At 58.9% G+C, this 21,167-nt stretch carries 27 protein-coding genes and 1 other RNA gene; 9 read left to right on the plus strand and 19 right to left on the minus strand.

All coding sequences use genetic code 11. The annotated features are described in order from the left end of the window. Genes ASD36_RS22705 through ruvC form a run of 6 tightly spaced genes read right to left on the minus strand, consistent with a single transcriptional unit; the run spans position 1 to position 3,817 of the window. Positions 1-873: a metallophosphoesterase gene (locus tag ASD36_RS22705; RefSeq protein ID WP_060506475.1), complete on the minus strand. Its 873-nt coding sequence runs from the start codon at positions 871-873 to the stop codon at positions 1-3. Then, complete coding sequence (ruvB, locus tag ASD36_RS22710; RefSeq protein WP_060506476.1) at positions 874-1,914, minus strand: Holliday junction branch migration DNA helicase RuvB; 1,041 nt, start codon at positions 1,912-1,914, stop codon at positions 874-876. A gap of 40 nt (positions 1,915-1,954) precedes the next feature. Continuing rightward, entirely contained in the window at positions 1,955-2,572 is a 618-nt protein-coding gene (ruvA, locus tag ASD36_RS22715; protein ID WP_060506477.1) for a Holliday junction branch migration protein RuvA, read from the minus strand. Positions 2,573-2,585: 13 nt separating this feature from the next. Next, entirely contained in the window at positions 2,586-3,005 is a 420-nt protein-coding gene (locus ASD36_RS30345) for a type II toxin-antitoxin system VapC family toxin (protein WP_081927832.1), read from the minus strand. Then, the gene (locus ASD36_RS22720) at positions 2,983-3,249 is read right to left on the minus strand and encodes an AbrB/MazE/SpoVT family DNA-binding domain-containing protein (RefSeq protein ID WP_060506478.1); all 267 of its coding nucleotides are present in this window, start codon (positions 3,247-3,249) and stop codon (positions 2,983-2,985) included. Before ASD36_RS22720 ends, ASD36_RS30345 begins: the two co-directional genes overlap by 23 nt. A 55-nt stretch (positions 3,250-3,304) precedes the next feature. Continuing rightward, entirely contained in the window at positions 3,305-3,817 is a 513-nt protein-coding gene (ruvC, locus tag ASD36_RS22725; RefSeq protein WP_060506479.1) for a crossover junction endodeoxyribonuclease RuvC, read from the minus strand. A 173-nt stretch (positions 3,818-3,990) separates the two neighbouring features. Between ruvC and ASD36_RS22730 the strand changes: the two genes are divergently transcribed. Continuing rightward, complete coding sequence (locus ASD36_RS22730; RefSeq protein WP_060506480.1) at positions 3,991-4,992, plus strand: LLM class flavin-dependent oxidoreductase; 1,002 nt, start codon at positions 3,991-3,993, stop codon at positions 4,990-4,992. Between the two features lie 48 nt (positions 4,993-5,040). Here ASD36_RS22730 and ASD36_RS22735 read toward each other — a convergent pair whose 3' ends face one another. The 8 genes from ASD36_RS22735 to ASD36_RS22770 form a co-directional block, all read right to left on the minus strand. Then, positions 5,041-5,391 (minus strand): cupin domain-containing protein, encoded by a 351-nt coding sequence (locus ASD36_RS22735; protein WP_060506481.1) that lies wholly within the window; start codon positions 5,389-5,391, stop codon positions 5,041-5,043. A gap of 93 nt (positions 5,392-5,484) precedes the next feature. Next, positions 5,485-6,231 carry a YebC/PmpR family DNA-binding transcriptional regulator gene (locus ASD36_RS22740; protein WP_060506482.1) on the minus strand — a complete coding sequence of 249 codons (747 nt, stop codon included), beginning with the start codon at positions 6,229-6,231 and terminating at the stop codon, positions 5,485-5,487. An 87-nt stretch (positions 6,232-6,318) separates the two neighbouring features. Further along, the gene (locus ASD36_RS22745) at positions 6,319-6,798 is read right to left on the minus strand and encodes a hypothetical protein (protein WP_060506483.1); all 480 of its coding nucleotides are present in this window, start codon (positions 6,796-6,798) and stop codon (positions 6,319-6,321) included. A gap of 15 nt (positions 6,799-6,813) precedes the next feature. After that, a complete protein-coding gene (locus ASD36_RS22750) occupies positions 6,814-7,653 on the minus strand; it encodes an MBL fold metallo-hydrolase (RefSeq protein WP_060506484.1) in 840 nt (279 codons plus the stop codon). 115 nt (positions 7,654-7,768) lie between these two features. Next, complete coding sequence (locus ASD36_RS22755) at positions 7,769-8,086, minus strand: BrnA antitoxin family protein (protein WP_060506485.1); 318 nt, start codon at positions 8,084-8,086, stop codon at positions 7,769-7,771. Further along, the gene (locus tag ASD36_RS22760) at positions 8,073-8,327 is read right to left on the minus strand and encodes a BrnT family toxin (RefSeq protein ID WP_060506486.1); all 255 of its coding nucleotides are present in this window, start codon (positions 8,325-8,327) and stop codon (positions 8,073-8,075) included. Before ASD36_RS22760 ends, ASD36_RS22755 begins: the two co-directional genes overlap by 14 nt. Before the next feature lie 46 nt (positions 8,328-8,373). After that, a complete protein-coding gene (locus ASD36_RS22765) occupies positions 8,374-9,198 on the minus strand; it encodes a TIGR00282 family metallophosphoesterase (RefSeq protein ID WP_060506487.1) in 825 nt (274 codons plus the stop codon). Then, a complete protein-coding gene (locus ASD36_RS22770; RefSeq protein ID WP_060506488.1) occupies positions 9,176-9,787 on the minus strand; it encodes a 5-formyltetrahydrofolate cyclo-ligase in 612 nt (203 codons plus the stop codon). The genes ASD36_RS22765 and ASD36_RS22770 overlap by 23 nt, the downstream gene beginning before the upstream one ends. Positions 9,788-10,068: 281 nt before the next feature. On the opposite strand from ASD36_RS22770, the gene ASD36_RS22775 reads away from it, so the two are divergent. Beyond that, entirely contained in the window at positions 10,069-10,281 is a 213-nt protein-coding gene (locus ASD36_RS22775) for a LuxR C-terminal-related transcriptional regulator (protein WP_060506600.1), read from the plus strand. On the opposite strand, the gene ASD36_RS30785 is transcribed toward ASD36_RS22775, so the two are convergent. Further along, positions 10,276-10,437, minus strand: coding sequence for a hypothetical protein (locus ASD36_RS30785; RefSeq protein WP_156393907.1), 162 nt, complete (start codon positions 10,435-10,437; stop codon positions 10,276-10,278). The genes ASD36_RS22775 and ASD36_RS30785 overlap by 6 nt on opposite strands. 149 nt (positions 10,438-10,586) lie before the next feature. Here ASD36_RS30785 and ASD36_RS22780 point away from each other — a divergent pair, with 149 nt between their 5' ends. Then, on the plus strand, positions 10,587-11,471 hold the full coding sequence (locus ASD36_RS22780) for a LysR family transcriptional regulator (protein WP_060506601.1): 885 nt from the start codon (positions 10,587-10,589) through the stop codon (positions 11,469-11,471). Positions 11,472-11,630: 159 nt separating this feature from the next. Here ASD36_RS22780 and ASD36_RS22785 read toward each other — a convergent pair whose 3' ends face one another. The 4 genes from ASD36_RS22785 to ASD36_RS22800 all read right to left on the minus strand — a co-directional run bounded on the left by ASD36_RS22785 (position 11,631) and on the right by ASD36_RS22800 (position 13,452). Continuing rightward, positions 11,631-11,849, minus strand: a complete 219-nt coding sequence (locus ASD36_RS22785; protein WP_037099921.1) for a hypothetical protein — start codon at positions 11,847-11,849, stop codon at positions 11,631-11,633. 702 nt (positions 11,850-12,551) lie between these two features. Beyond that, positions 12,552-12,711: non-coding RNA, 6S RNA (ssrS, locus tag ASD36_RS22790), on the minus strand. A 60-nt stretch (positions 12,712-12,771) separates the two neighbouring features. Then, the gene (locus ASD36_RS22795; protein WP_037099923.1) at positions 12,772-13,149 is read right to left on the minus strand and encodes a cell division protein ZapA; all 378 of its coding nucleotides are present in this window, start codon (positions 13,147-13,149) and stop codon (positions 12,772-12,774) included. Between the two features lie 30 nt (positions 13,150-13,179). Next, entirely contained in the window at positions 13,180-13,452 is a 273-nt protein-coding gene (locus ASD36_RS22800) for a DUF4164 domain-containing protein (RefSeq protein ID WP_037099924.1), read from the minus strand. A 338-nt stretch (positions 13,453-13,790) separates the two neighbouring features. On the opposite strand from ASD36_RS22800, the gene tkt reads away from it, so the two are divergent. The 6 genes from tkt to ASD36_RS22830 all read left to right on the plus strand — a co-directional run bounded on the left by tkt (position 13,791) and on the right by ASD36_RS22830 (position 21,128). Beyond that, positions 13,791-15,773: a transketolase gene (tkt, locus tag ASD36_RS22805; RefSeq protein ID WP_037099926.1), complete on the plus strand. Its 1,983-nt coding sequence runs from the start codon at positions 13,791-13,793 to the stop codon at positions 15,771-15,773. Positions 15,774-15,846: 73 nt separating this feature from the next. After that, positions 15,847-16,857: a type I glyceraldehyde-3-phosphate dehydrogenase gene (gap, locus tag ASD36_RS22810; RefSeq protein WP_037099929.1), complete on the plus strand. Its 1,011-nt coding sequence runs from the start codon at positions 15,847-15,849 to the stop codon at positions 16,855-16,857. 186 nt (positions 16,858-17,043) lie between these two features. Further along, positions 17,044-17,577: a putative glycolipid-binding domain-containing protein gene (locus ASD36_RS22815; RefSeq protein ID WP_060506489.1), complete on the plus strand. Its 534-nt coding sequence runs from the start codon at positions 17,044-17,046 to the stop codon at positions 17,575-17,577. Between the two features lie 13 nt (positions 17,578-17,590). Beyond that, positions 17,591-18,790 (plus strand): phosphoglycerate kinase, encoded by a 1,200-nt coding sequence (locus tag ASD36_RS22820; RefSeq protein WP_060511845.1) that lies wholly within the window; start codon positions 17,591-17,593, stop codon positions 18,788-18,790. 217 nt (positions 18,791-19,007) lie between these two features. After that, complete coding sequence (locus ASD36_RS22825) at positions 19,008-20,033, plus strand: class I fructose-bisphosphate aldolase (protein WP_060506491.1); 1,026 nt, start codon at positions 19,008-19,010, stop codon at positions 20,031-20,033. Between the two features lie 174 nt (positions 20,034-20,207). Further along, positions 20,208-21,128: a PhzF family phenazine biosynthesis protein gene (locus ASD36_RS22830; protein ID WP_060506492.1), complete on the plus strand. Its 921-nt coding sequence runs from the start codon at positions 20,208-20,210 to the stop codon at positions 21,126-21,128. The last annotated feature ends 39 nt before the right edge of the window (positions 21,129-21,167 follow it).

Below are 21,167 nucleotides of genomic sequence, written 5' to 3' on the forward strand. Positions count from 1 at the left end.
CTATCCAAGTTCGACAACGACGATTTCCGGCGGCGAACCGAAACGGATGGGCAGGATCGAGCAACCCAAGCCACCGGAAACGATCAGATTGCGATCATTCTCGACAATATGGCCGTAGACGTAACGATTGCTAAAGCGCGAGGGAACGAAGGGCGCATATCCAAACAGGCGGATCTGGCCGCCATGCGTATGCCCGGATAGCGTCAGGGACACCCGGTCTGGCACTTGCGGGAATACATCCGGCTCATGCGCCATCAGGATAACGGGCGCATCATCGGCGATCTGCGCCAGGGTGGCTGGCAGGTCATCGAGACCCGGCCAGGGACCGATCTGATCGGCCAGCCCGGCCAGCCAGAAGCCTTCGCCATCCTTCTCGAAACGGGTGGCATGGTTGTCATAGACGGGAACATTGATCGATGACAGCGCCGTGTGGACCAGCGTCGGCCCCTTCCCGGCCAGCATCGCACCAGGATCATCGAGCCAGTCATGGTTACCCATGACGGCATGAACGCCAAGTGGCGCGGACAGGGCGGCAAGCTCACGCACCCAGTCTTCCGGCGCCACATGCCCTGTCCTTATCCGCATGCCGGATAGAAAATCCCCCAAAAGCAGGATCATGTCACCGCCCAACACATTGGCCTGCCTGCAGATCTCGCCGATCCGCTTCGGTGACATCCAGGGATCACAGGCATGAATGTCGGCGAGGACAACAAGTTTCAGCTTCAAACCGGCGGGCCATTTGTCCGGAACGAGGCGATAGCGCTGTACGCGCGGCTGCCGGACCGGCTCGATACCGACGGCATAGGCGCCGGTCGCGATGCCCGTCAGCATCAGGCTTCCAACCGTCCTTAAAAAGCCGCGCCGGGAAATCAATCAATCATCCTCCTGAAACAGGCGGAACTGGGTGGCTTCCAGATCCTTCGGCACCTGCAATCCAAGGTGTTTCCATGCGTTTGCGGTCAAAATACGCCCGCGCGGTGTACGCTGGATGAATCCCTGCTGAATCATGTAGGGCTCGATAATGTCCTCGATCGCATCGCGAGGTTCAGACAGCCCTGCCGCAATGGTTTCAATGCCAACCGGACCGCCACCAAAATTCAGCGCAATCATGGTCAGATAACGTTTGTCGAGTTGATCGAGGCCCATATTGTCAACCAGCAACCGTGTCAGCGCCTCGTCGGCGATCTGCTTGGTCACAGCCTCAGCCTTGGCGACTTCGGCAAAATCACGCACCCGGCGCAGAAGCCGGCCCGCGATGCGCGGCGTGCCGCGCGCCCGGCGGGCGATTTCTCGGGCACCGTCATCCGTAATACCGAGACCCATCAGCCTAGCTCCACGCCTGACGATCAGTTCCAACTCCTCGACCGTATAGAAACTCAAGCGCACCGGAATACCAAACCGGTCGCGCAGCGGCGTGGTCAAAAGCCCGAGCCGCGTCGTCGCCGCCACCAGCGTGAATTTCGACAGGTCGATCTTCACCGAGCGCGCCGCCGGACCCTCGCCGATGATCAGATCGAGCTGAAAATCCTCCATCGCCGGATAGAGGATTTCCTCGACGGCTGGGTTCAGCCGGTGGATTTCGTCAATGAACAGCACGTCCCGGTCTTCGAGATTGGTCAGAAGGGCGGCAAGATCACCGGCCTTGGCGATCACGGGACCGGATGTCGAGCGGAAATTGACGCCGAGTTCCTTGGCCATGATCTGCGCGAGCGTCGTCTTGCCAAGGCCGGGCGGACCGACGAACAGAACATGGTCCAGCGCCTCGCCGCGGTTCTTTGCCGCCTCGATGAAAATTTTCAGATTGGCACGCGCTTCCGCCTGACCGGTAAACTCGTCCAGCGTCTGCGGCCGCAGCGTCGTATCGAGATCCTCGCCGCGCTTTTCCGGGGTGATCAGTCTCTGCTCTTCACTCATGTACACTCAATCTCATGCCTCGAACGCCAGGGCAACGCACTTAGCGCGCCAGCTCTTTCAGCCCCAACCGGATCAACTTGGCGCTATCCAGCCCCTCGCCACCATTCTTCAACGCAGCCGCCACCGCATTGGCTGCCTGATCGCGCGAATAGCCGAGATTGCTGAGCGCCGAGACCGCATCCGAGACCGGTGCGGAAGCAACGCCCTCCCCGAGTTCCTGCTTCAGTCCGATATTGGCGCTGGCTTCGCCGGCAAAGGCGGGCGCCTTGTTCTTCAGTTCGGTGACGATGCGCACCGCAACCTTTGGCCCGACGCCGGGCGCCCGCGAAACGGCGGTCTTGTCCTGCAACGCAATGGCATTGGCCAGTTCGCCGGGCGTCAGCACGGAAAGAACGGCAAGCGCCACCTTGGAGCCGACGCCCTGCACGCTCTGCAGCAGCCGGAACCATTCCCGCTCCAGCGCCGACAGGAAACCAAACAGCCGCAATTGGTCTTCGCGCACGTAGGTTTCGATAAACAGCACGATTGCTTCACCGGGCGAGCCGATCTTCGACAGCGTGCGCGACGAACAATGGGCGACATAGCCGACACCATGCACATCGACAACGACATGGTCGTCACCGATTTCGTCGATCGTTCCCTTCAGCTTGCCGATCATGGCGCAAAATCCTTCATGGGTGAGTGTCCGGCGTGATCAATTCGACGGAAGGGAAGTAGGAACTGTATCTGGCCCCGTCTCTCGTCAACAGACGGTGTCTGCGCCAGTCGGCATGGGCGCCGATGAGAAAATCCGGCAATGTCCGCTCCCGCTGACCACCGGCAAGCCGATAAGCACGATGCGCCTTGCCCGCTCGGAATGCCGCCTCGTACGGGATATTTTCACGTTTGGGATCGAGCCAGCTCAAGGCAGCAAGCAGCTCTCCTTCTGAAATGGGCGACGCCGCAAGTTCGGACCAAACAATCGGGCTGAGGACCAGAGTTCCGTCGCTGACGCATTGCCGCAAAGCTTTAAGCGACCATGGGCGAATGGGCGTTTCAGGCCCGAGAACATCAATGAAGATATTGGTATCAACGAGGGTCGAGATCGTCACGTTCACCTCTCAGCCAGACCATGAACTCGTCCGTGCTCTTGCCTCCGGTATCGAACGTCCCCTTCACGCTGGCGGCCCAGTCATCGAAGTCGCGGATCGCCGGCTCGTCTGCTGCAGCATCCACCCGCACCAGCAATGCGCCCTTGCTGGACGCAACGAAATCCACCTCTGACCCCGGCACAATGCCGAGACGGTCTCTGATTTCCTTCGGGATGGTCACCTGACCTTTTTCCGTCACACGCATGGTAATACCTCCAAGGTATTACTTAGATGCGAACCAGGAACAAGTCAAGAACAAATCAGCCTGCGAGTGCCGCCATGCGCATGCGGGCGCCACCGCGATTGTGGGCGTGGCAAATAGCGATCGCCAAGGCATCAGCCGCGTCATTGCCCTTGAATTCGGCCTTGGGCATCAGGATTTTCAGCATCATGTGGATTTGCTGCTTCTCACCGTGACCAACGCCGATGACGGATTTCTTCACCGCATTCGGCGCATATTCAGCGACCTGCAATCCCGCCCGTGCTGGCACAAGCATGGCAATGCCGCGGGCTTGGCCAAGCTTGAGGGTCGCCACCGCATCCTTGTTCACGAAAGTCTGCTCGACGGCCGCCTCATCCGGCTTGTGAACGTGAATGACATCGGCCAAACCATCGTGCAACTGGCAAAGCCGCGAAGCCAAATCCATATCGCCGTCGGACGTGACAGTGCCGGAGGCGACGAAACGCAGCGAGTTGCCGAGCGTATCGATAACGCCCCAACCGGTGCGCCGGAGGCCTGGATCGATACCGATGATGCGAATCGTGTTTTGCATGGTGGGAAGCTTAATACTCATCCCCGGACGCTGCCAGCAAAATGTGAACAAAACAAAAACATCCGCAACAATTCGGCCGTTCCACCCCTATCACATTTCCTCCTTAGGGTTGGATTTACGAAATTCGATCTTACATACGCTTCTATCAGTTCCATTCATCGAAGGCTTTTCCCATGGTGCCCTTTTCGATCCTTGACCTTTCGCCAATCACGCAAGGGTCAGATGCTTCGCAAGCCTTGCACAACTCGCGCAGGTTGGCACAGGAAGCGGAAGCATCCGGCTACAAGCGTTTCTGGCTGGCCGAACATCACGGCATGAAGGGCATCGCAAGTGCTGCAACATCGATCGTCATTTCGCATGTGGCAGCCGGCACCAAGACGATCCGCGTCGGCTCCGGCGGCATCATGCTGCCCAACCATTCGCCGCTGGTGATTGCCGAGCAGTTCGGAACGCTGGCCGCGCTCTATCCCGGCCGCATCGATCTTGGCCTCGGCCGCGCGCCGGGAACCGACATGCGCACCGCATCTGCACTTCGCCGCAACATGGAAGCCAGCGCCAACAATTTCCCCAATGACGTCGTCGAACTGCAGGCTTTGCTCGGGCCGATCAAGGACGGCCAGGATCTCATTGCCGTGCCCGGCGCCGATAGCAACGTGCCGCTCTGGCTGCTGGGCTCCAGCCATTTTAGCGCCCATCTGGCCGGAATGCTCGGCCTGCCCTTCGCCTTCGCGTCACATTTCGCGCCGGACATGCTCCTGTCAGCCCTGGAAATCTATCGCGAGCGTTTCGAGCCTTCACAATATCTCGACCAGCCCTATGCCATGGTCGGCATCATGGGCGTCGCTGCCGATACCGACGCCGAAGCCAACCATCTCTTCACCTCGATGCAGCAATCTTTCGTGGCGCTGCGCCGCAATGCGCGTGGCCAGTTTCCGCCGCCGGTGGATTCGATGGATGGTTTGTGGAGCGACAATGAAAAGATTTTCGTCGATCATGCCATGACCTATGCGGTCGTCGGCGGACCGGAGACGATCAGAACGAAGCTCGACCAATTCATCGGCCAGACAGAGGCCGATGAGGTGATTGTTTCCATGCCGATCTTCGACATGGACGCACGGTTAAAATCGGTGCGGCTGTTTGCAGATGCGCAGCAGCAACTGGCAAAAGCCGCATAAAAATACCCCGGAGAAACTCCGGGGTACCATCACACTCTCAAATCAGGCTTAAACCTTGAAATCGAAGTGCTTGCGCACCGTTTCGAGGATTTCCCAGGTGCCTTTGAAATCGGCCTCAACGACGAAGGCATCACCAGCAACGACCGTGACCGGCGTACCACCATCTGGCGTGATGATGATCTTGCCGGCAATCATGTGCACGAATTCATAGGCAGAGTAGGTTGCATGATAGGTGCCGGGTGTCGCTTCCCAATAACCTGAAACCATCGAGCCATCCGAAGACGTATGCAGCGCCCAGGTTTTCATCGAAGGATTTCCGGCGGCGACAACCCAACCATCCAGTGTTGCCGGATCGCCGGCGGCGGGAACGGGCGTCGCAAGTTTGGTCACAGTCTGCATGGGCCATATCCTCTCTGAAAGGAAGGAGCCTAATGCCCGGCTGCCGGAACTGACTTGCCAATCCCGACAGGCGGTGACGTGAACCGGCAGAAATCAGGCCGAAAGCTTGGCCATGACTTCGTCGGAAACTTCGAAGTTGGTGTAGACGTTCTGCACGTCGTCGTCGTCTTCGAGCGTATCGATCAGCTTCATCAGCGATTGTGCACGCTCTTCATCGACCGGCACCGTGTTCTGGGGCTTCCAGATCGCCTTGACGGTATCGGCTTCGCCAAGCGTCGCTTCAAGCGCCTTGGAAACGTCGCCGATGGCTTCGAAACCGCAGATGATGAAATGACCGTCCTCGTCGGTGGTGACGTCATCGGCACCGGCTTCGATCGCAGCTTCCATCACCGTGTCGGCATCGCCAGCCGAAAGCTTGTAGGAAATTTCACCGACGCGGTCGAACGAGAACGACACCGAACCGGTTTCGCCAAGTGCACCGCCGGCCTTTGTAAAGGTCGAGCGGACATTGGAGGCTGTGCGGTTGCGGTTATCGGTCAGTGCCTCGACGATGACGGCAACGCCGCCTGGACCATAGCCTTCGTAACGGACTTCTTCGTAATTTTCGCCGTCGGTACCGGAGCCCTTCTTGATGGCGCGCTCGATATTGTCCTTCGGCATCGACTGTGCCTTGGCGTTCTGGATCGCCAGGCGCAGGCGCGCATTCATCGTCGGGTCAGGCAGACCGCCCTTGACCGCAACGGTAATTTCGCGTGCGAGCTTGGAGAACATTTTCGACCGCACGGCATCCTGACGGCCCTTGCGGTGCATGATGTTTTTAAACTGTGAATGGCCAGCCATGGCGCCCTCTTCTCATGCTAATCATGTTTGGAATTGGGCGCCTTATAGTTTCATTGACGCTTTGCGTCCAGAAGGGCCGGCTTTTTTTCAGTTGGCAGCAAGGCGCTTGCGGCTAAGAAAGAACGAATGACCATCGTTGCGCTCGCAGGCGAGGCCCGTGCGGGTCGAAAGGCAGGAGAACGGGCCAGCAGTCCACGTCTGGCCATAGTCGAGCACCGGGCCTGCCGAACAGCAACTGGGATCACCAACATCCTTGGCGAGCCTGGCCCCGCCCTTGCGGGACAATGTCGCCCGGACATAGCTTGGCTCGACACGGTCGCAGGAGAGTTCGGGCCCGCCGTCCGCAGGTTGATAGACCTCTGTCCCGCCTTCAGGCGTGTAGATGCAGCCAATATTACCGGAGGGTAGAACGAATTCTTGCTGCTGCCCGGGCGTTTTCATCTCCGGCACCGTCACGGGCGTCCTGTCGCCTTCCGCGCTCGGCAACCGCGGCGGTGGCGCGCCATCGGCCAGAACCTGATGTGTCATGGAAAGAACGGCAAGAAGGCAGGCAGCGAAAAACTTCATTCCATGGTTCCCAGGTCAGACGCCCTGAAGGATATAAATCAGCGGCTTCTTTGGCAAGGAACGCATCGATACCGTCACGCTCGGTTGCGCGGCAAAGCTTTTGTCGAATTCATCGCCGAACATCTGTAGGAAACTGGTGACCGGCGGGCCGCGCCGGTGCATCGGCAGGATCAGCGACGAGCGCAGCCGCGTCACCACCCGGCTCATGCTTTCCGCGCCCATCGTCAAGCCGCCATCGACCGGTACCATCAGAACATCGAGACGGCCGATCCCGGCATAGTCGGTATCGTCGAGTTCATGATGCAGATGCCCGAGATGGCCAATGCAGAGACCCGCGACCTCGAAGATGAAGATCGAATTGCCGTCCGGCTCCATCGTCGCGCCGCCGGCGCGGATATCCGTCGTGACATTGCGAATATAGGCGTCGCCGACCACGACATCGTGATCGGCTGGCTCTCCACTATCGCCCCATCCATGCAGCACATGCTTGATCGCCGGGTCCGGCGTCAGCGTGTAGTGACTGGAATGCGCCTTGTTCATCGTAACGACGTCCGGGACCTTCGGTGGTACATACCAGCCGCTATAATCCGTGGCGATCGAAACGCCGCCGGGCGTTTCGATCAGAAATGTCGAATGGCCGACATAGGTGATAACAACCGCTTCGTCAGCAGTCGCCTGAACGTTAAGGGCAAGCGACGGTTTAAAACTTGCGAAAGTGACGTCGGGAACAGACTGCGCGATCGCCTGGCATTGGCTCACAGGCGGGCGGGCGCTCTGCGCATGGGCGGGCATCGGCCACAGGGCATGCAGGAGAACGATGGCGGCAAATGCAAGCAGGATCAATCGCGGCATCATGCGCCTCACGAAACCAAGGTTGGCATGGGTGCAGAGGATAGGCAGGCAGGACGCCAGGTCCAGCCCGGATTGCCGGGCCACCGCTCACGATTACGTCATCGCGGAATCGTTAGGATCAGAGTTTTGCCTGCTTCAAAATCTCGTTGACGCGCGCCTGCCAGCCCTTGCCGGTCGCCTTGAACTTGGCAATCACATCCGGATCCAGCCGCAATGAAACCTGCTGCTTGCGCACTTCAACGACCGGCCGTCCGCGCGAGCGGCGGATGCTTTCCGCAAGTTCGGGGAAAACCTCCGCGAAGGGACGCGCCCGCTTGAAGTCTTCTTCCGTCCATTCTGGATTGTCAGGATCAGCCGCAATACCGGCCTGAATTCGGGCCTCTTCTTCATCAGTAAGCGGAGCAGTATGGGACTTGAAACTCTTAGCACTGGTCATAAAGCTTCCTTTCCATTCGGCTTGCAGCCCGCATTGAGATGATAGATATGCCTTCGCTACCTAGCCTGAAAAATACGACAGATATCTTTCCATCGTTGAAAAGGCCGATGGCCTTCAGCCGGTTCAACTTGGTCTCGACAATGAGTGCGCTGCCGAAAAATTCCATGTCGAGCGCCAAAAAATCAAGCCCATGCTTCTCTAAATTGAGCCTTCGCTTGATTTCATCATAGACGATTTTCATAATTTTTGTATCACTTTTAATGGCGTGAAATTATGAAATGGAGATCCTACCCCCAGAACGCCGGGATCGCTTCCGCCAACCGCGGTCCGATCCTGAGCGGCGCAATGTTTTCCGCCAATCCCGTGCGATCGGAAATTTCAACGCCGACGCCGCAGAGGGTTGCAGGGCCGGAGGCAGCCTCGAAGCGGCCCTTCGGCATCTTGGAGATGAAACGGTTGAGGGGCTCTTCCTTTTCCATGCCAAGCGACGAGTCGTAATCGCCGCACATGCCTGCATCCGACATATAGGCGGTGCCGCCATTCAGAATCTGCGCGTCAGCGGTCGGTACATGGGTATGCGTTCCGACGACAAAGCTGGCGCGGCCATCGACGAAATGACCAAAACACTGCTTCTCGCTGGTCGCCTCCGCATGGAAATCAAAGATGATCGCGTCTGCCTGCTCCTTCAGCGGGCAGGCCGCGAGAATACTTTCCGCCGCCTTGAAGGGATCGTCGAGTTCCGGGTGCATGAAGACGCGCCCCATCACGTTGGCAACGAGGACGCGGGCACCGTTGCGGGCGAAATAGAGGTTGGAGCCGCGCCCGGGGGTACCGGCTGGATAATTGGCGGGCCGCAGGAACTGGTCGTGACGCTGGCAGAAGGAGACTGCTTCCTTCTGATCCCAGACATGGTTGCCGGTGGTGACGACATCGGCGCCGGCATTGATGGTCTCAAGAAAAATATCTTCGGTGATGCCGAAGCCGCCGGCGGCATTCTCGCCATTGACGATGACGAAATCGAGTTTCAGGTCGCTGATCAGGCCGGGAAGCTTTTCCCAGACCGCCGTCCGGCCAGTCTTGCCAACCATGTCACCCAGAAACAAAAGTCTCATATTTGCTTATTCCTAGCCCGAAAATCCGGAACCCGCTTTCGGTCAGCAAGGCATCCAGCGCCACGTCATGCGGCTCCGCCGGCACTGATGCCACTTCCTGGCAGTCAAATGCAATCCCGATCAGCCTAGGCATATGGCCTTTCAGGCGCAAACGTTCGATGGCACGGTCGTAATATCCAGCCCCATAACCGATCCGGTGGCCCGTCCGGTCGAAGGCAGCCAAGGGCACAAGCATGATATCCGGATCGAGAACCGGCGCGTCCCCGGCCGGGCCAGCCGTGCCAAATCCGGTCTCCACGATCGGAGCGCCGGGGACGAGTTCACGAAAAACGATCGTCTGCTTGTCGAGAATGGCAGGCAGGCAAAGCCGGGCGCCACGCTCGCGCAGCCGCGCCATCAACGGCCGGACATCGACCTCAGAGCGGATCGGCCAGAAGCCGGAGATCACCTGCCCTGGATCAAAATCGATCACATCACCGGCGTGGTCGAGCATCCGTAAACCTGCTTCGATGCGGGCCTCCGGCGTCATCGAATCGCGCAGTGCCAGACGTTCCAGACGCAGCGCAGCTTTCAGTTCCCTTGGTGTCATGGGCATGCTTCTCCCGTCTGCCAGTGTTCATGTCTATTGCATCAAACCGGGCAAAGGAAACCGCGCAACCACCACATCGACCATTTTTTGCCACACAACCGCGCACCTTTCCCAAACTGGCACGGTTTTAGAGGTCTGTTCATCATGCAAACGGGTTCCACTTTCACGTTGTCTTTTCACCGTGCAAGAGAGGGCCGCAATCAACATCAGAAAAACAGTTCGGTGCCCGCTTCCGGCGATGCGGGGAACTGTTCAGCTTTTAGACGGAGCCGGATATGTCCATGAAGGACAAGATGCTGCAGGAACTCGACCCTTTGGAATTGCGCTGCCTGTCATTGGCCGCACGTGGGCGCACCCGGGAAGACATCACCCGCGAAACAGATATCTCTCATGAAAGAATCGAGCAGGCCTTCACCTCTGCGATGGAGAAGCTGCAGGCGGGCAATGTCGCGGAAGCGGTGTTTCGAGCAGCGCGGATGGATTTGATTTCATAACATCCAGAAGCGGTGCCGCGCGGCGTCATCAATCGGGCCGGGAGAGGTATCCGCTTCGTTCATGCCGATATCCTCAAGCAGATGCGCACTCTTGCGCCGTGATATCTCTGCGAATGCCAGCCGCGCTAGGCGCTGCTGCCGCCATTGTGCCAGCATGCGGCAAACCCCTCCCCTGAGCCTGGCCGGCCACCGTCGCGTTCTGTAATCGTGCTTCATCTGGAAACTCCGGCATGTCACCGGCAGTATCGGACGTCCGTTGACATCAATCCAACGAATTGCAAAAATGGCTATCATTAGAAAAGATGATGGCTGAAACAATGTTTCCTCTCCTCGAAAGCGATCTGCTGCGAACCTTCGTTGCCGTGGCGGACAGCGGCAATTTTACCAAGGCTGGCGAGACGGTCGGCCGCACGCAATCTGCCGTCAGCATGCAGATCAAGAAGCTCGAGGATATTCTCGGCGAGACCCTGTTCGAGCGTGGGTCGCGTGGCGTCAACATGACAGGCCAGGGCATACGGCTGCTGGACAATGCCCGCCGCATCGTCACCCTGCTGGATGATACCGCAGCCTCTATCCGCCTGCCCGCGCTGGATGGCTCCGTCAAGATCGGCATCTCGGAGGAATACATCAACTCGACCCTGCCAAAGGCACTCGGCGCGTTTGCCGCCGTTCATCCCGGCGTCGAGGTCACCGTGCAGCAAGGCGTCTCGATGTCCAATCTGGCAGCGCTCGATGCCGGCGAGATCGACATCGCCGTTGTCTTCGAGCCGGGCGGCCCGACGCGCAACGAGGTCCTGATGGTCGACCCGACGGTGTGGGTAACCTCCGACCAGCATTGCGCCCACCAACGCTATCCGCTGCCGATCGCCACCTATACCTACTTGAAAAACGGATGGTGCGATGAACTGGCCCTGCGCAGCCTGACCAAACGCGGCCTGGAAAGCCGTGTCGCCTATGTCAGCCGTACCAGCAGCGGTCTGATTGCCGCCGTCACCTCAGGCCTCGCCATCGCGCCGCTGACCCGCTCAAGCATCCCCGTCGGATGCCGGGAACTGACCAATACCGACGGCTACGACGTCATCGACTTTTCCAACGTGGTGATGAAGACCCGGCCCCGGGGCAACAAACGCATCGTCGAAACCATGTCCGACGCCATCCGGGAAGCGTTTAGGCCAGGGGCGCAGGGATAAGTGTTTCAGAAAGAGGAAAAGCGCGATCGGCACCGACAGCACTGAGCTAAGGTGATCTTTTAGCTGCTTTTGAAGCTGCCGGCTGGGCAAGGACTGCCCGAGCCTGCCTGCAATGGTACACACCCGAAATTGCCGGGACAATCGCGCAGGTTTCCACGATCAAAGCCCCGCGGTGGCCGTTTGGCCCGCGGATGGTGGCCGCGGCACCCCGAAGAGGGCCAAGACCTCGTCAAGAAGACCGTTGGCGCTGTCTTCATCAATCTCAATGCATGACTGGCCTTGCTCCGTCTCCAGTGTCAGCAGCCCGCGTAGCGGTTCCTTGGACAGCACCATCAAATTTGTCTTGATCAGCTTCGGATGATTGACGTCGATTATCATTGAATGACATCCATTGAATTCAGATGTTGAAAACAGATCGTTATATTAGCAATTAATAACTTAATTGTCATATCTGATGGCAACGCCACAAAAGAGATAAATCTTCAAGCAGCCCAAATCGCAACCATTATGCGCTTCAAACAACTCCAGAATGTCGCTTGGGTAATGATAAACTAATGCCTAATATGACTGAAAACAATCTGCGAACGATCCGCGAACATTTTCGAATTTTTGGAGAAAATTGGCAATATGCGACCCGAGTCCGTCGCATCTAGTGACATTTTTTCATTGAGACGTGCCTTGTGTTTGCAGAAATCTGATCTTGCTAGAAGCACTTGCTCACCATAACGAGACTTTTCCAGTCAAGAATAAGCAACGATACACAAGACCAGGCTTTGTTTGCTTGCCGCCTTTGCTTCAATCGGATCTCGAGTATCGGCCTTCGTATGTCCTCACTCGAAAGCACTCGCTTTTCGCCTACCTACCTCTCCTGATTTCGCTTCCATCGAAGGTGCCAGGCTTGTCATGCAAGCCCGATCCGGCGAGGCCCGCGAGCACGTGCGCTATAAACGATGAAAATGGCCGCTCGGGTGAAGATCGAGACTATATTCCTATCACGCAATTCGACCGATCACCTTTGACACCGGTGCGAAATAGGTGCCAAAAAGTTACGCTACAAATCATTGAAAATAAAAGGAAAAAGTGCGATCCACACAACCGATGAACTGTTTACGATCCTGGGTGCCTACAAACGTAGGTGGGCGCCATGTGACCTAGCCCACGGGCCAGGTCAGGGACAGCTCCCTTTGGATCGAGTATGGCCCCAGGGATTGTGGTGTCCTGTCGGGAAGCGCAGACCGCAACTGGAATATAGAGTGCATTGATGGCTTGCGCCAGTGGCACCCTTCCAACTTGTCAAAATTCAGTGAGAAGCAGGTGCAGCCTTGCCGCTGAGCTTGGCCGCAAGCTCATGAATCTGTGACGTCACCTCAGACAGGGTCGACGCGAGCACTTCCTCGCTTTTCTGCTGATCGGACAGGGCGGCGACCCGGCCCTGTTTCAAGCCATCGGCCTCAGTCTGCAGATTTTTCAGCTTGCGGTCCACTTCGCTGAGCTCGTCCATCACCATGATCCCGGCCATCACGGTCAGGCGCAGATCGCCGATCTCGCCGAACTGGCTCTTCAGGTGACTGACATACTGGTCGAAGCGGGTGGCGAGTTCGGTCAGATGATCTTCCTGGCCCTCCTCGCATGCCATGCGATAGGCCTTGCCGTCGATCATCACCGTTACTTGTGCCATACGTCACCTGACCCGCAGGCTGACCACGCCTTAGCGGTCCAGCACTGCCCTTATCGTTTCCATGGCCGTCACCAGACGGCGCGAGACTTCGCGGTTGACTTCCTCAAGGCGGTTTGCCCGGAATTGCGATTGGTCGAGTTCCTGGGCGAGCCGCGACCGGTCGGTGTTGACACGCCGCACTTCGCCTTCAATCTCACCACGGTCCCGCTCCCGGTCGAAGCGTCCATCAATGGCATTCTCGAGGCTGCTTAATGCGCTTTGCAACTCATCGATCGCCGCCTTGACTGTCTTTCCTGCCGCCATCACGCTTTCCTGATACGCGCCAGACCGCGTCGAATCGCCGCCCGGAGCCTGTATTTCAAGCCAATCACACTAATAAACCCATTCGGCAAGTGTTCACAACGTCAACCGCTTGCAGCGGCTGCGTAACCTGTGGATCACGAATTTTAAATCGATTAGTATCGACCGGTCCGTTTGCAGAGAATAAGCGGGAAAGACGCTCAAAAAGCGTCCTTCAGCCCTGCCAAAAGGCCCGTATTTGTTGACTCCGTCGAAGCAGGTGCTATGTGTCAGCCGCTTCTCATACGGTCTTTGGAGGATAGAGACCGTCCCCTGTCCACCGAACTCAAGCGGAACAGACAATGATCTCTCGCGAAAAACACGACCGGATGGCAAATGCAATCCGATTCCTCTCCATGGATGCCGTCGAAAAGGCCAATTCCGGCCATCCCGGCCTGCCCATGGGTGCTGCCGACGTGGCAACGGTGCTATTCTCCCGTTACCTGAAATTCGATCCGAAGGCGCCGCTTTGGGCTGACCGCGATCGTTTCGTGCTGTCGGCCGGCCATGGCTCCATGCTCATCTATTCGCTGCTCTATCTGACGGGCTACGAAGACATGACGATGGAGGACCTCAAGCAGTTCCGCCAGCTTGGCTCCAAGACCGCCGGTCATCCGGAATACGGTCATGCTTCCGGTATTGAAACGACCACCGGTCCGCTCGGCCAGGGCATTGCCAATGCCGTCGGCATGGCGATTGCCGAACGCAAGCTCGAAGAAGAGTTCGGCAGCGACCTGCAGAACCACTTCACCTATGTGCTGTGCGGCGACGGCTGCCTGATGGAAGGCATCAGCCACGAAGCCATCGCGCTTGCCGGTCACCTCAAACTCAACAAGCTGGTGCTGTTCTGGGACGATAACAACATCACCATCGACGGCGCCGTCTCCTTGTCGGACTCGACCGACCAGATCGCCCGTTTCCAGGCCGTTCACTGGAACACGATCCGCGTCGACGGCCATGATCCCGAACAGATCGCAGCAGCCATCGAAGCAGCTCAGAAGTCGGACCGCCCGACCTTCATCGCCTGCAAGACGGTCATCGGCTTCGGCGCACCGAACAAGCAGGGTACCCACAAGGTCCACGGTTCACCGCTCGGCGCCGAGGAAATTGCAGCGACCCGCAAGGCACTGAACTGGGAAGCTGAAGCCTTCACCGTTCCGGCCGACGTTCTCGACGCCTGGCGCACGGCCGGTGGCCGCTCGGCAGACGCCCACAAGGCCTGGGAAGGCCGCCTGGCATCGACCGAAGCAGCCAAGAAGTCCGAATTTACCCGCCGCTTTGCCGGCGCGCTTCCGGGCAATCTCGATGCCGCCATCGACACCTACAAGAAGAAGCTGGCCGACGCTCCACCGGCGATTGCCACCCGCAAGGCATCCGAGGATGCGCTCGAAGTCATCAACGGCATCGTGCCGGAAATGCTCGGCGGTTCGGCTGACCTGACGCCGTCCAACAACACCAAGACCAGCCAGATGAAGTCAATCACCCCGACCGATTTCTCCGGCCGCTATATGCACTGGGGCATCCGCGAGCACGGCATGGCCGCTGCCATGAACGGCATCACGCTGCACGGCGGCCTGATTCCCTATTCCGGTGGCTTCATGATCTTCTCGGACTACTGCCGTCCGTCGATCCGCCTCGCCGCCCTGATGGGCATCCGCGTCATCCACGTTCTGACGCACGATTCGATCGGCGTCGGCGAAGATGGCCCGACCCATGAGCCGGTCGAGCACATGGCAGCGTTGCGCGCGATCCCGAACCTGTTGATGTTCCGTCCGGCCGATGCGGTGGAAACCGCCGAATGCTGGCAGCAGGCGCTGAAGGAACAGCATCGCCCGTCGGGCCTGGCGCTGACACGCCAAAATTTGGCACCGTCGCGTCTGACCTATTCGGCCGAAAACCTCTGCGCCAAGGGTGCCTACGAGCTGATCGCCGCTGATAATGCCAAGGTCTCGATCTTCGCATCCGGCTCGGAAGTCGAACTGGCCGTCAAGGCCGCAGCCGAACTGAACGGCAAGGGCATTGCGACCCGCGTCGTCTCCGTTCCCTGCTTCGAACTGTTCCAGGAACAGCCGGCCGACTACCGCAAGGCCGTCATCGGCAATGCTCCGGTCAAGATCGCCGCAGAAGCCGCAGTCCGTCAGGGCTGGGACTACTTCATCGGCAACGATGGCGATTTCGTCGGCATGCACTCGTTCGGTGCATCTGCTCCGGCCAAGGACCTCTTCAAGCATTTCGGCATCACCTCCGACGCAATCGTCGCGGCTGCCGAAAAGAAGCTTGCCTGATTTTCCTCTTCGGAGCGCGTCTGAGCGCGCTCCGGTTTCCACATCGAGATCTTAAGACAGGGAGAGACCTGAAATGACTGTAAAAGTTGCCATCAACGGCTTTGGCCGCATCGGCCGCAACGTCCTTCGCGCCATCGTCGAATCCGGCCGCACCGATATTGAAGTCGTTGCGATCAACGATCTCGGCCCTGTCGAGACCAATGCACATCTGCTGCGCTACGATTCCGTCCACGGCCGGTTCCCGGCTGAGGTTAAGGTCGAAGGCGACACCATCTCGGTTGCCGGCGGCAAGCCGATCAAGGTCACTGCGATCAAGGACCCGGCAACCCTGCCGCACGCTGCCATGGGCGTCGATATCGCTCTGGAATGCACCGGCATCTTCACCTCGCGCGACAAGGCTGCCCTGCACCTTCAGGCTGGCGCTAAGCGCGTTATCGTTTCGGCTCCTGCCGATGGTGCTGACCTGACCGTCGTCTTCGGCGTCAACCACAACGAACTGACCAAGGAACACCTGGTCATTTCCAACGCCTCCTGCACCACCAACTGCCTGGTTCCGGTCGTCAAGACCCTGGACGACGCCGTCGGCATCGATCATGGCTTCATGACAACGATCCACGCTTACACCGGCGATCAGCCGACGCTCGACACGATGCACAAGGACCTGTACCGCGCCCGCGCTGCAGCCCTGTCGATGATCCCGACCTCGACCGGCGCCGCCAAGGCCGTTGGTCTCGTCCTGCCGCACCTCAAGGGCAAGCTCGACGGCACCTCGATCCGTGTTCCGACCCCGAACGTTTCGGTCGTCGACTTCAAGTTTGTCGCCAAGCGCGACACGACGGTTGCCGAAATCAACGGTGCCATCAAGGCCGCTGCCAATGGCGCTCTCAAGGGTATCCTTGGCTACACCGACGAGCCGCTGGTATCGCGCGACTTCAACCATGACAGCCATTCGTCGATCTTCGCCAACGACCAGACCAAGGTTCTGGAAGGCAAGTTCGTCCGTATCCTGTCCTGGTACGACAATGAATGGGGCTTCTCCAACCGCATGGCCGACACGGCCGTTGCGATGGCAAAGCTGATCTAAAGCTATGTTTCGGCGGCGCCTAGGCGCCGCCTTTCTTTTGCCGGAAGGCACCGTTCCGCTCTGTCATCCAGGTCTTGCCGGAACTTCAGCAGCTTCAGGCGGTACGGTGCTTTGGAGCCGATCTGAAAATCAAGACGCAGAGTGCCGCCTTCGGTAACGTTGTTATCTGGCCGGGAGCCGCGCGAAATGGAGTTGAACCGAAGCGTCCGCTGGCGAGGCTTAGAGGTCGAGACGGTGGAGCATTGCGAAATAATCACCAACGGAGCGGGTCGACGCATCCGTGGCGCTATTGTCGCACCAACCTACGGTCTCCTCTATAGGATCGAACTTGACGAGACACTCGTATTGCGAAGCGCTGCTGTCGAACGAACAGATGGAAAGACACTTGCACTTTTTGCCGACGGCTCCGGCAACTGGACCGATGAAAATGCAGCCCCTTGCCCGGACCTTGCCGGTTGCATCGATGTCGATATCTGGCCGACGCCCTTCACCAACTCTCTGCCCGTGTGGCGCAATCGCTGGGTTGAAGGAGAATCTCAGCGTTTTGCGATGGCCTGGATTAACGGCGACGAGATGACCGTGCGCCGCGATGACCAGTTTTATACCAAGCTCGACTCACGACATTTCCGCTTCCAGAATACCAACGGCTTCGAGCAAGTGCTTGAACTTGATGATGACGGACTGGTGGCAGACTATCCCACCCTTTTCATGAGACTTTGACCGGAGACTATCCATGACTTTCAAGACCCTCGACGACCTCACCGACATCGCTGGCAAGCGCGTGCTTGTGCGCGTCGATCTCAACGTGCCGGTCAAGGATGGCCAGGTGACGGATGCGACCCGCATCGAACGCGTGGTGCCGACCATCCGCGAACTCTCCGAAAAAGGCGCGAAGGTCATCCTGCTTGCGCATTTCGGCCGCCCGAAGGGCGAACCATTCGCTGACATGTCGCTGTCGCTGATCGCGCCTGCGGTTGAAGACATCCTTGACCAACGCGTCCATTTTGCCGCCGATTGCATTGGCGACAAGGCCGCAGCAGCGATTGCCGGGATGAATGATGGCGACGTGCTGCTCCTTGAAAACACCCGCTTCCACAAGGGTGAGGAAAAGAACGACGCCGAATTTACCAAGGCGCTGGCTGCCAATGGCGACATCTATGTCAATGACGCCTTCTCCGCCGCGCACCGTGCCCATGCCTCGACTGAAGGCCTTGCGCGCCTGCTGCCGGCCTATGCCGGCCGCACCATGCAGGCTGAGCTTGAGGCGCTGGAAAAGGGCCTCGGCAATCCGAAGCGCCCGGTCGTCGCCATCGTCGGCGGCGCGAAGGTTTCGACCAAGATCGACCTGCTGATGAACCTCGTGAAGAAGGTCGACGCCCTCGTCATCGGCGGCGGCATGGCCAACACCTTCATTGCGGCCCGCGGCACCAATGTCGGCAAGTCGCTCTGCGAGCACGACCTTGCCGACACGGCCAAGCAGATCATGATCGAGGCAGCCACAGCCGGTTGCGCCATCGTTCTGCCGGTTGACGGCGTCGTTGCCCGCGAGTTCAAGGCTGGCGCCGACAATGAAGTCGTCGATATCGAAGCGATCCCGGCCGATGCCATGGTTCTCGATGTCGGCCCGAAGTCGATCGCCGCCGTCAACGATTGGGTGAGCAAAGCCGAAACACTCGTCTGGAACGGCCCGCTCGGCGCATTTGAGATCGCCCCGTTCGACAAGGCCACCGTCGCGGTTGCCAAGCATGCCGCCGCCCGCACCAAAAGCGGTGCACTCGTCTCCGTTGCCGGTGGCGGCGATACGGTTTCGGCGATGAACCACGCCGGCGTTGCCGAGGACCTGACTTACGTCTCGACCGCTGGCGGCGCGTTCCTCGAATGGATGGAAGGCAAGCCGCTTCCCGGCGTCGATATCCTGCACCAGCAGAAATAAACACAGGCGCTCAAACGAGCGTGAATCACGACCTTCAGCCCCGGCCTTGCGCCGGGGCTTTTCGTTGCGCCGCACCGAATTTTTGATGCATCGCAAAAATAATCCCAATATTTCAATCGATTAAAATAATTTCAATCGTTTAAACCAATTTAACTTCCATTTTCGTTGCCGTATTCTTCTGTTATCGGCGAGCCATCGCAACAACAGGAGAACGCATATGAGCGAAAGACTGGAAGACATTGCAGCGGCTATGGTCGCCACCGGCAAAGGCTTGCTGGCAGCCGACGAATCCACCGCAACGATCGGCAAGCGCTTCGAGACGATCAGCCTGACGTCGACGGAAACATCGCGCCGCGATTACCGCGAAATGCTGTTTCGCGCCGATGACGCAATGAAAGCCTACATTTCCGGTGTTATCCTCTATGAAGAAACACTCTTCCAGAAGGCAGCCGATGGCACGCCACTCGTTGACGTTATCCGTGCCGCAGGCGCCGTTCCCGGTATCAAGGTCGATACCGGCGCCAAGCCGATGGCAAAGTTTCCGGGCGAGACGATCACCGAAGGCCTCGATGGCCTCGCCGCCCGCCTGAAGACCTATTACGACGCCGGCGCCCGTTTCGCCAAATGGCGCGGCGTGATCTCCGTTTCCGACACATTGCCGAGCTTCGGCGCCATCAAGGCCAACGCGCAGGCTCTTGCCCGCTACGCTGCACTTTGCCAGGAAGCCGGCATCGTGCCGATCGTCGAGCCGGAAGTGCTGATGGATGGCGCGCCAGGAACGCATTCGATCGAGCGCTCGGAAGACGTCACCGAAGAAACGCTGCGCATCGTGTTTGAAGAACTGACCGATGCCCGCGTCAGCCTCGAAGGCATGATCCTCAAGCCAAGCATGGTCATCGATGGCAAGAAGGCACGCAAAGCCTCCGTCGCCGAAGTCGCCGAGCGCACCGTCAAGGTGCTGAAGCGCACCGTTCCATCGGCGGTGCCGGGCATCGCCTTCCTGTCGGGTGGCCAGTCCACCGAGGAAGCGACCGCGCATCTCTCTGCCATGAACGCCGGCTACGACCTGCCCTGGGGCATGACCTTCTCCTACGGCCGGGCGCTTCAGACCGAGGCACTCAACGCCTGGGCTGGCAAGCCGGAAAACGTCGCCGCCGGCCAGCGCGCCTTCAGCCATCGCGCCGAGATGTGCAGCCTTGCTGCCAAGGGCGGCTGGAAGAAAGAGCTCGAAAAAGCCGCGTAACACCACGGTTACGGAGGGGGAGAAGCCCGGTTCGCGCAAGCGGCCGGGCTTTTTCTATGACAAAGAACCCACGACATGCTTTCGATTGTCAGGGTGACAAGAACCTTGTTCGCATGATCTCCGGCGCACGTTATCCCTGACATACGGCTCCACGTAGCGAAGGGAAAAATCATCATGAACAGCGTTGCCTATGTCACCGTCGATGTCTTCACCAGCGAACGGTTTTCCGGCAACCAGCAAGCCGTCATTCCCGACGCACGCGGCCTCACGGACGCGCAGATGCAGAACATCGCCGCCGAATTTCGCTATTCTGAAGTCACCTTTGTGCTGCCGCCAGAAGACCCCGCCAATACGGCGCATGTGAGGATCTTCACGCCGACCATGGAAATTCCGTTTGCCGGTCATCCCAATGTCGGCACGGCCTTCGTTCTTGGCCGACAGGACGGAATATTCGGCAGACCAGCCGGCGATGTGCTCCGGTTCGAGGAGAAAGCCGGAATTGTCGAGGCGGCATTGACGCGCGATGTTGAGGGACACGTGATTGGCGCGGGCATTTTCGCACCGCAGCCGCTGTCGCTTGGGCCGCAGGTCGATAGCGAAACCATCGCCCGCTGCGCCTCGATCGGTGCCCAGTCGATATCGCTTACCACTCACGCCCCCGTCATTGCCTCCGTCGGCCTGCCTTTCGCGGTCGCCGAACTGGCTGATCTCGACGCGCTTGGCAACGCCTGCCCCAACACCGCAGCCTTTGCCGAAGCCGGGCGGCAGTATTCGCCGGAAGACGATCAGTTTGCCCTGTTTCTCTACACCCGACAGCCGGAAAATCCGTGGGCCCTGCGCGCCCGCATGTTTGCCCCTCTCGACAATGTCATCGAAGACCCGGCGACCGGCAGCGCCTCGGGTGCGCTTGGTGCGTTATTGACCTCGCTGCTGCCGGACATGGAGGCCACCGTTGAGATCACCATCGAACAAGGCGTCAAGATGGGCCGCAGAAGCGTGATCGGCGTCACTGCTGTAAAATCGAAGGGGCAAATTGAGAGCGTCCGGATAGCGGGGCAATGCGCCCCGGTCATGACGGGCTCCATTCTTCTCTAGGGCGGATCGGCCCAGTCGCCACGATCAGCAGGATCATAA

Origin of the sequence: Rhizobium sp. Root1334 (assembly GCF_001426665.1) — a bacterium.
GTDB lineage: Bacteria > Pseudomonadota > Alphaproteobacteria > Rhizobiales > Rhizobiaceae > Pararhizobium.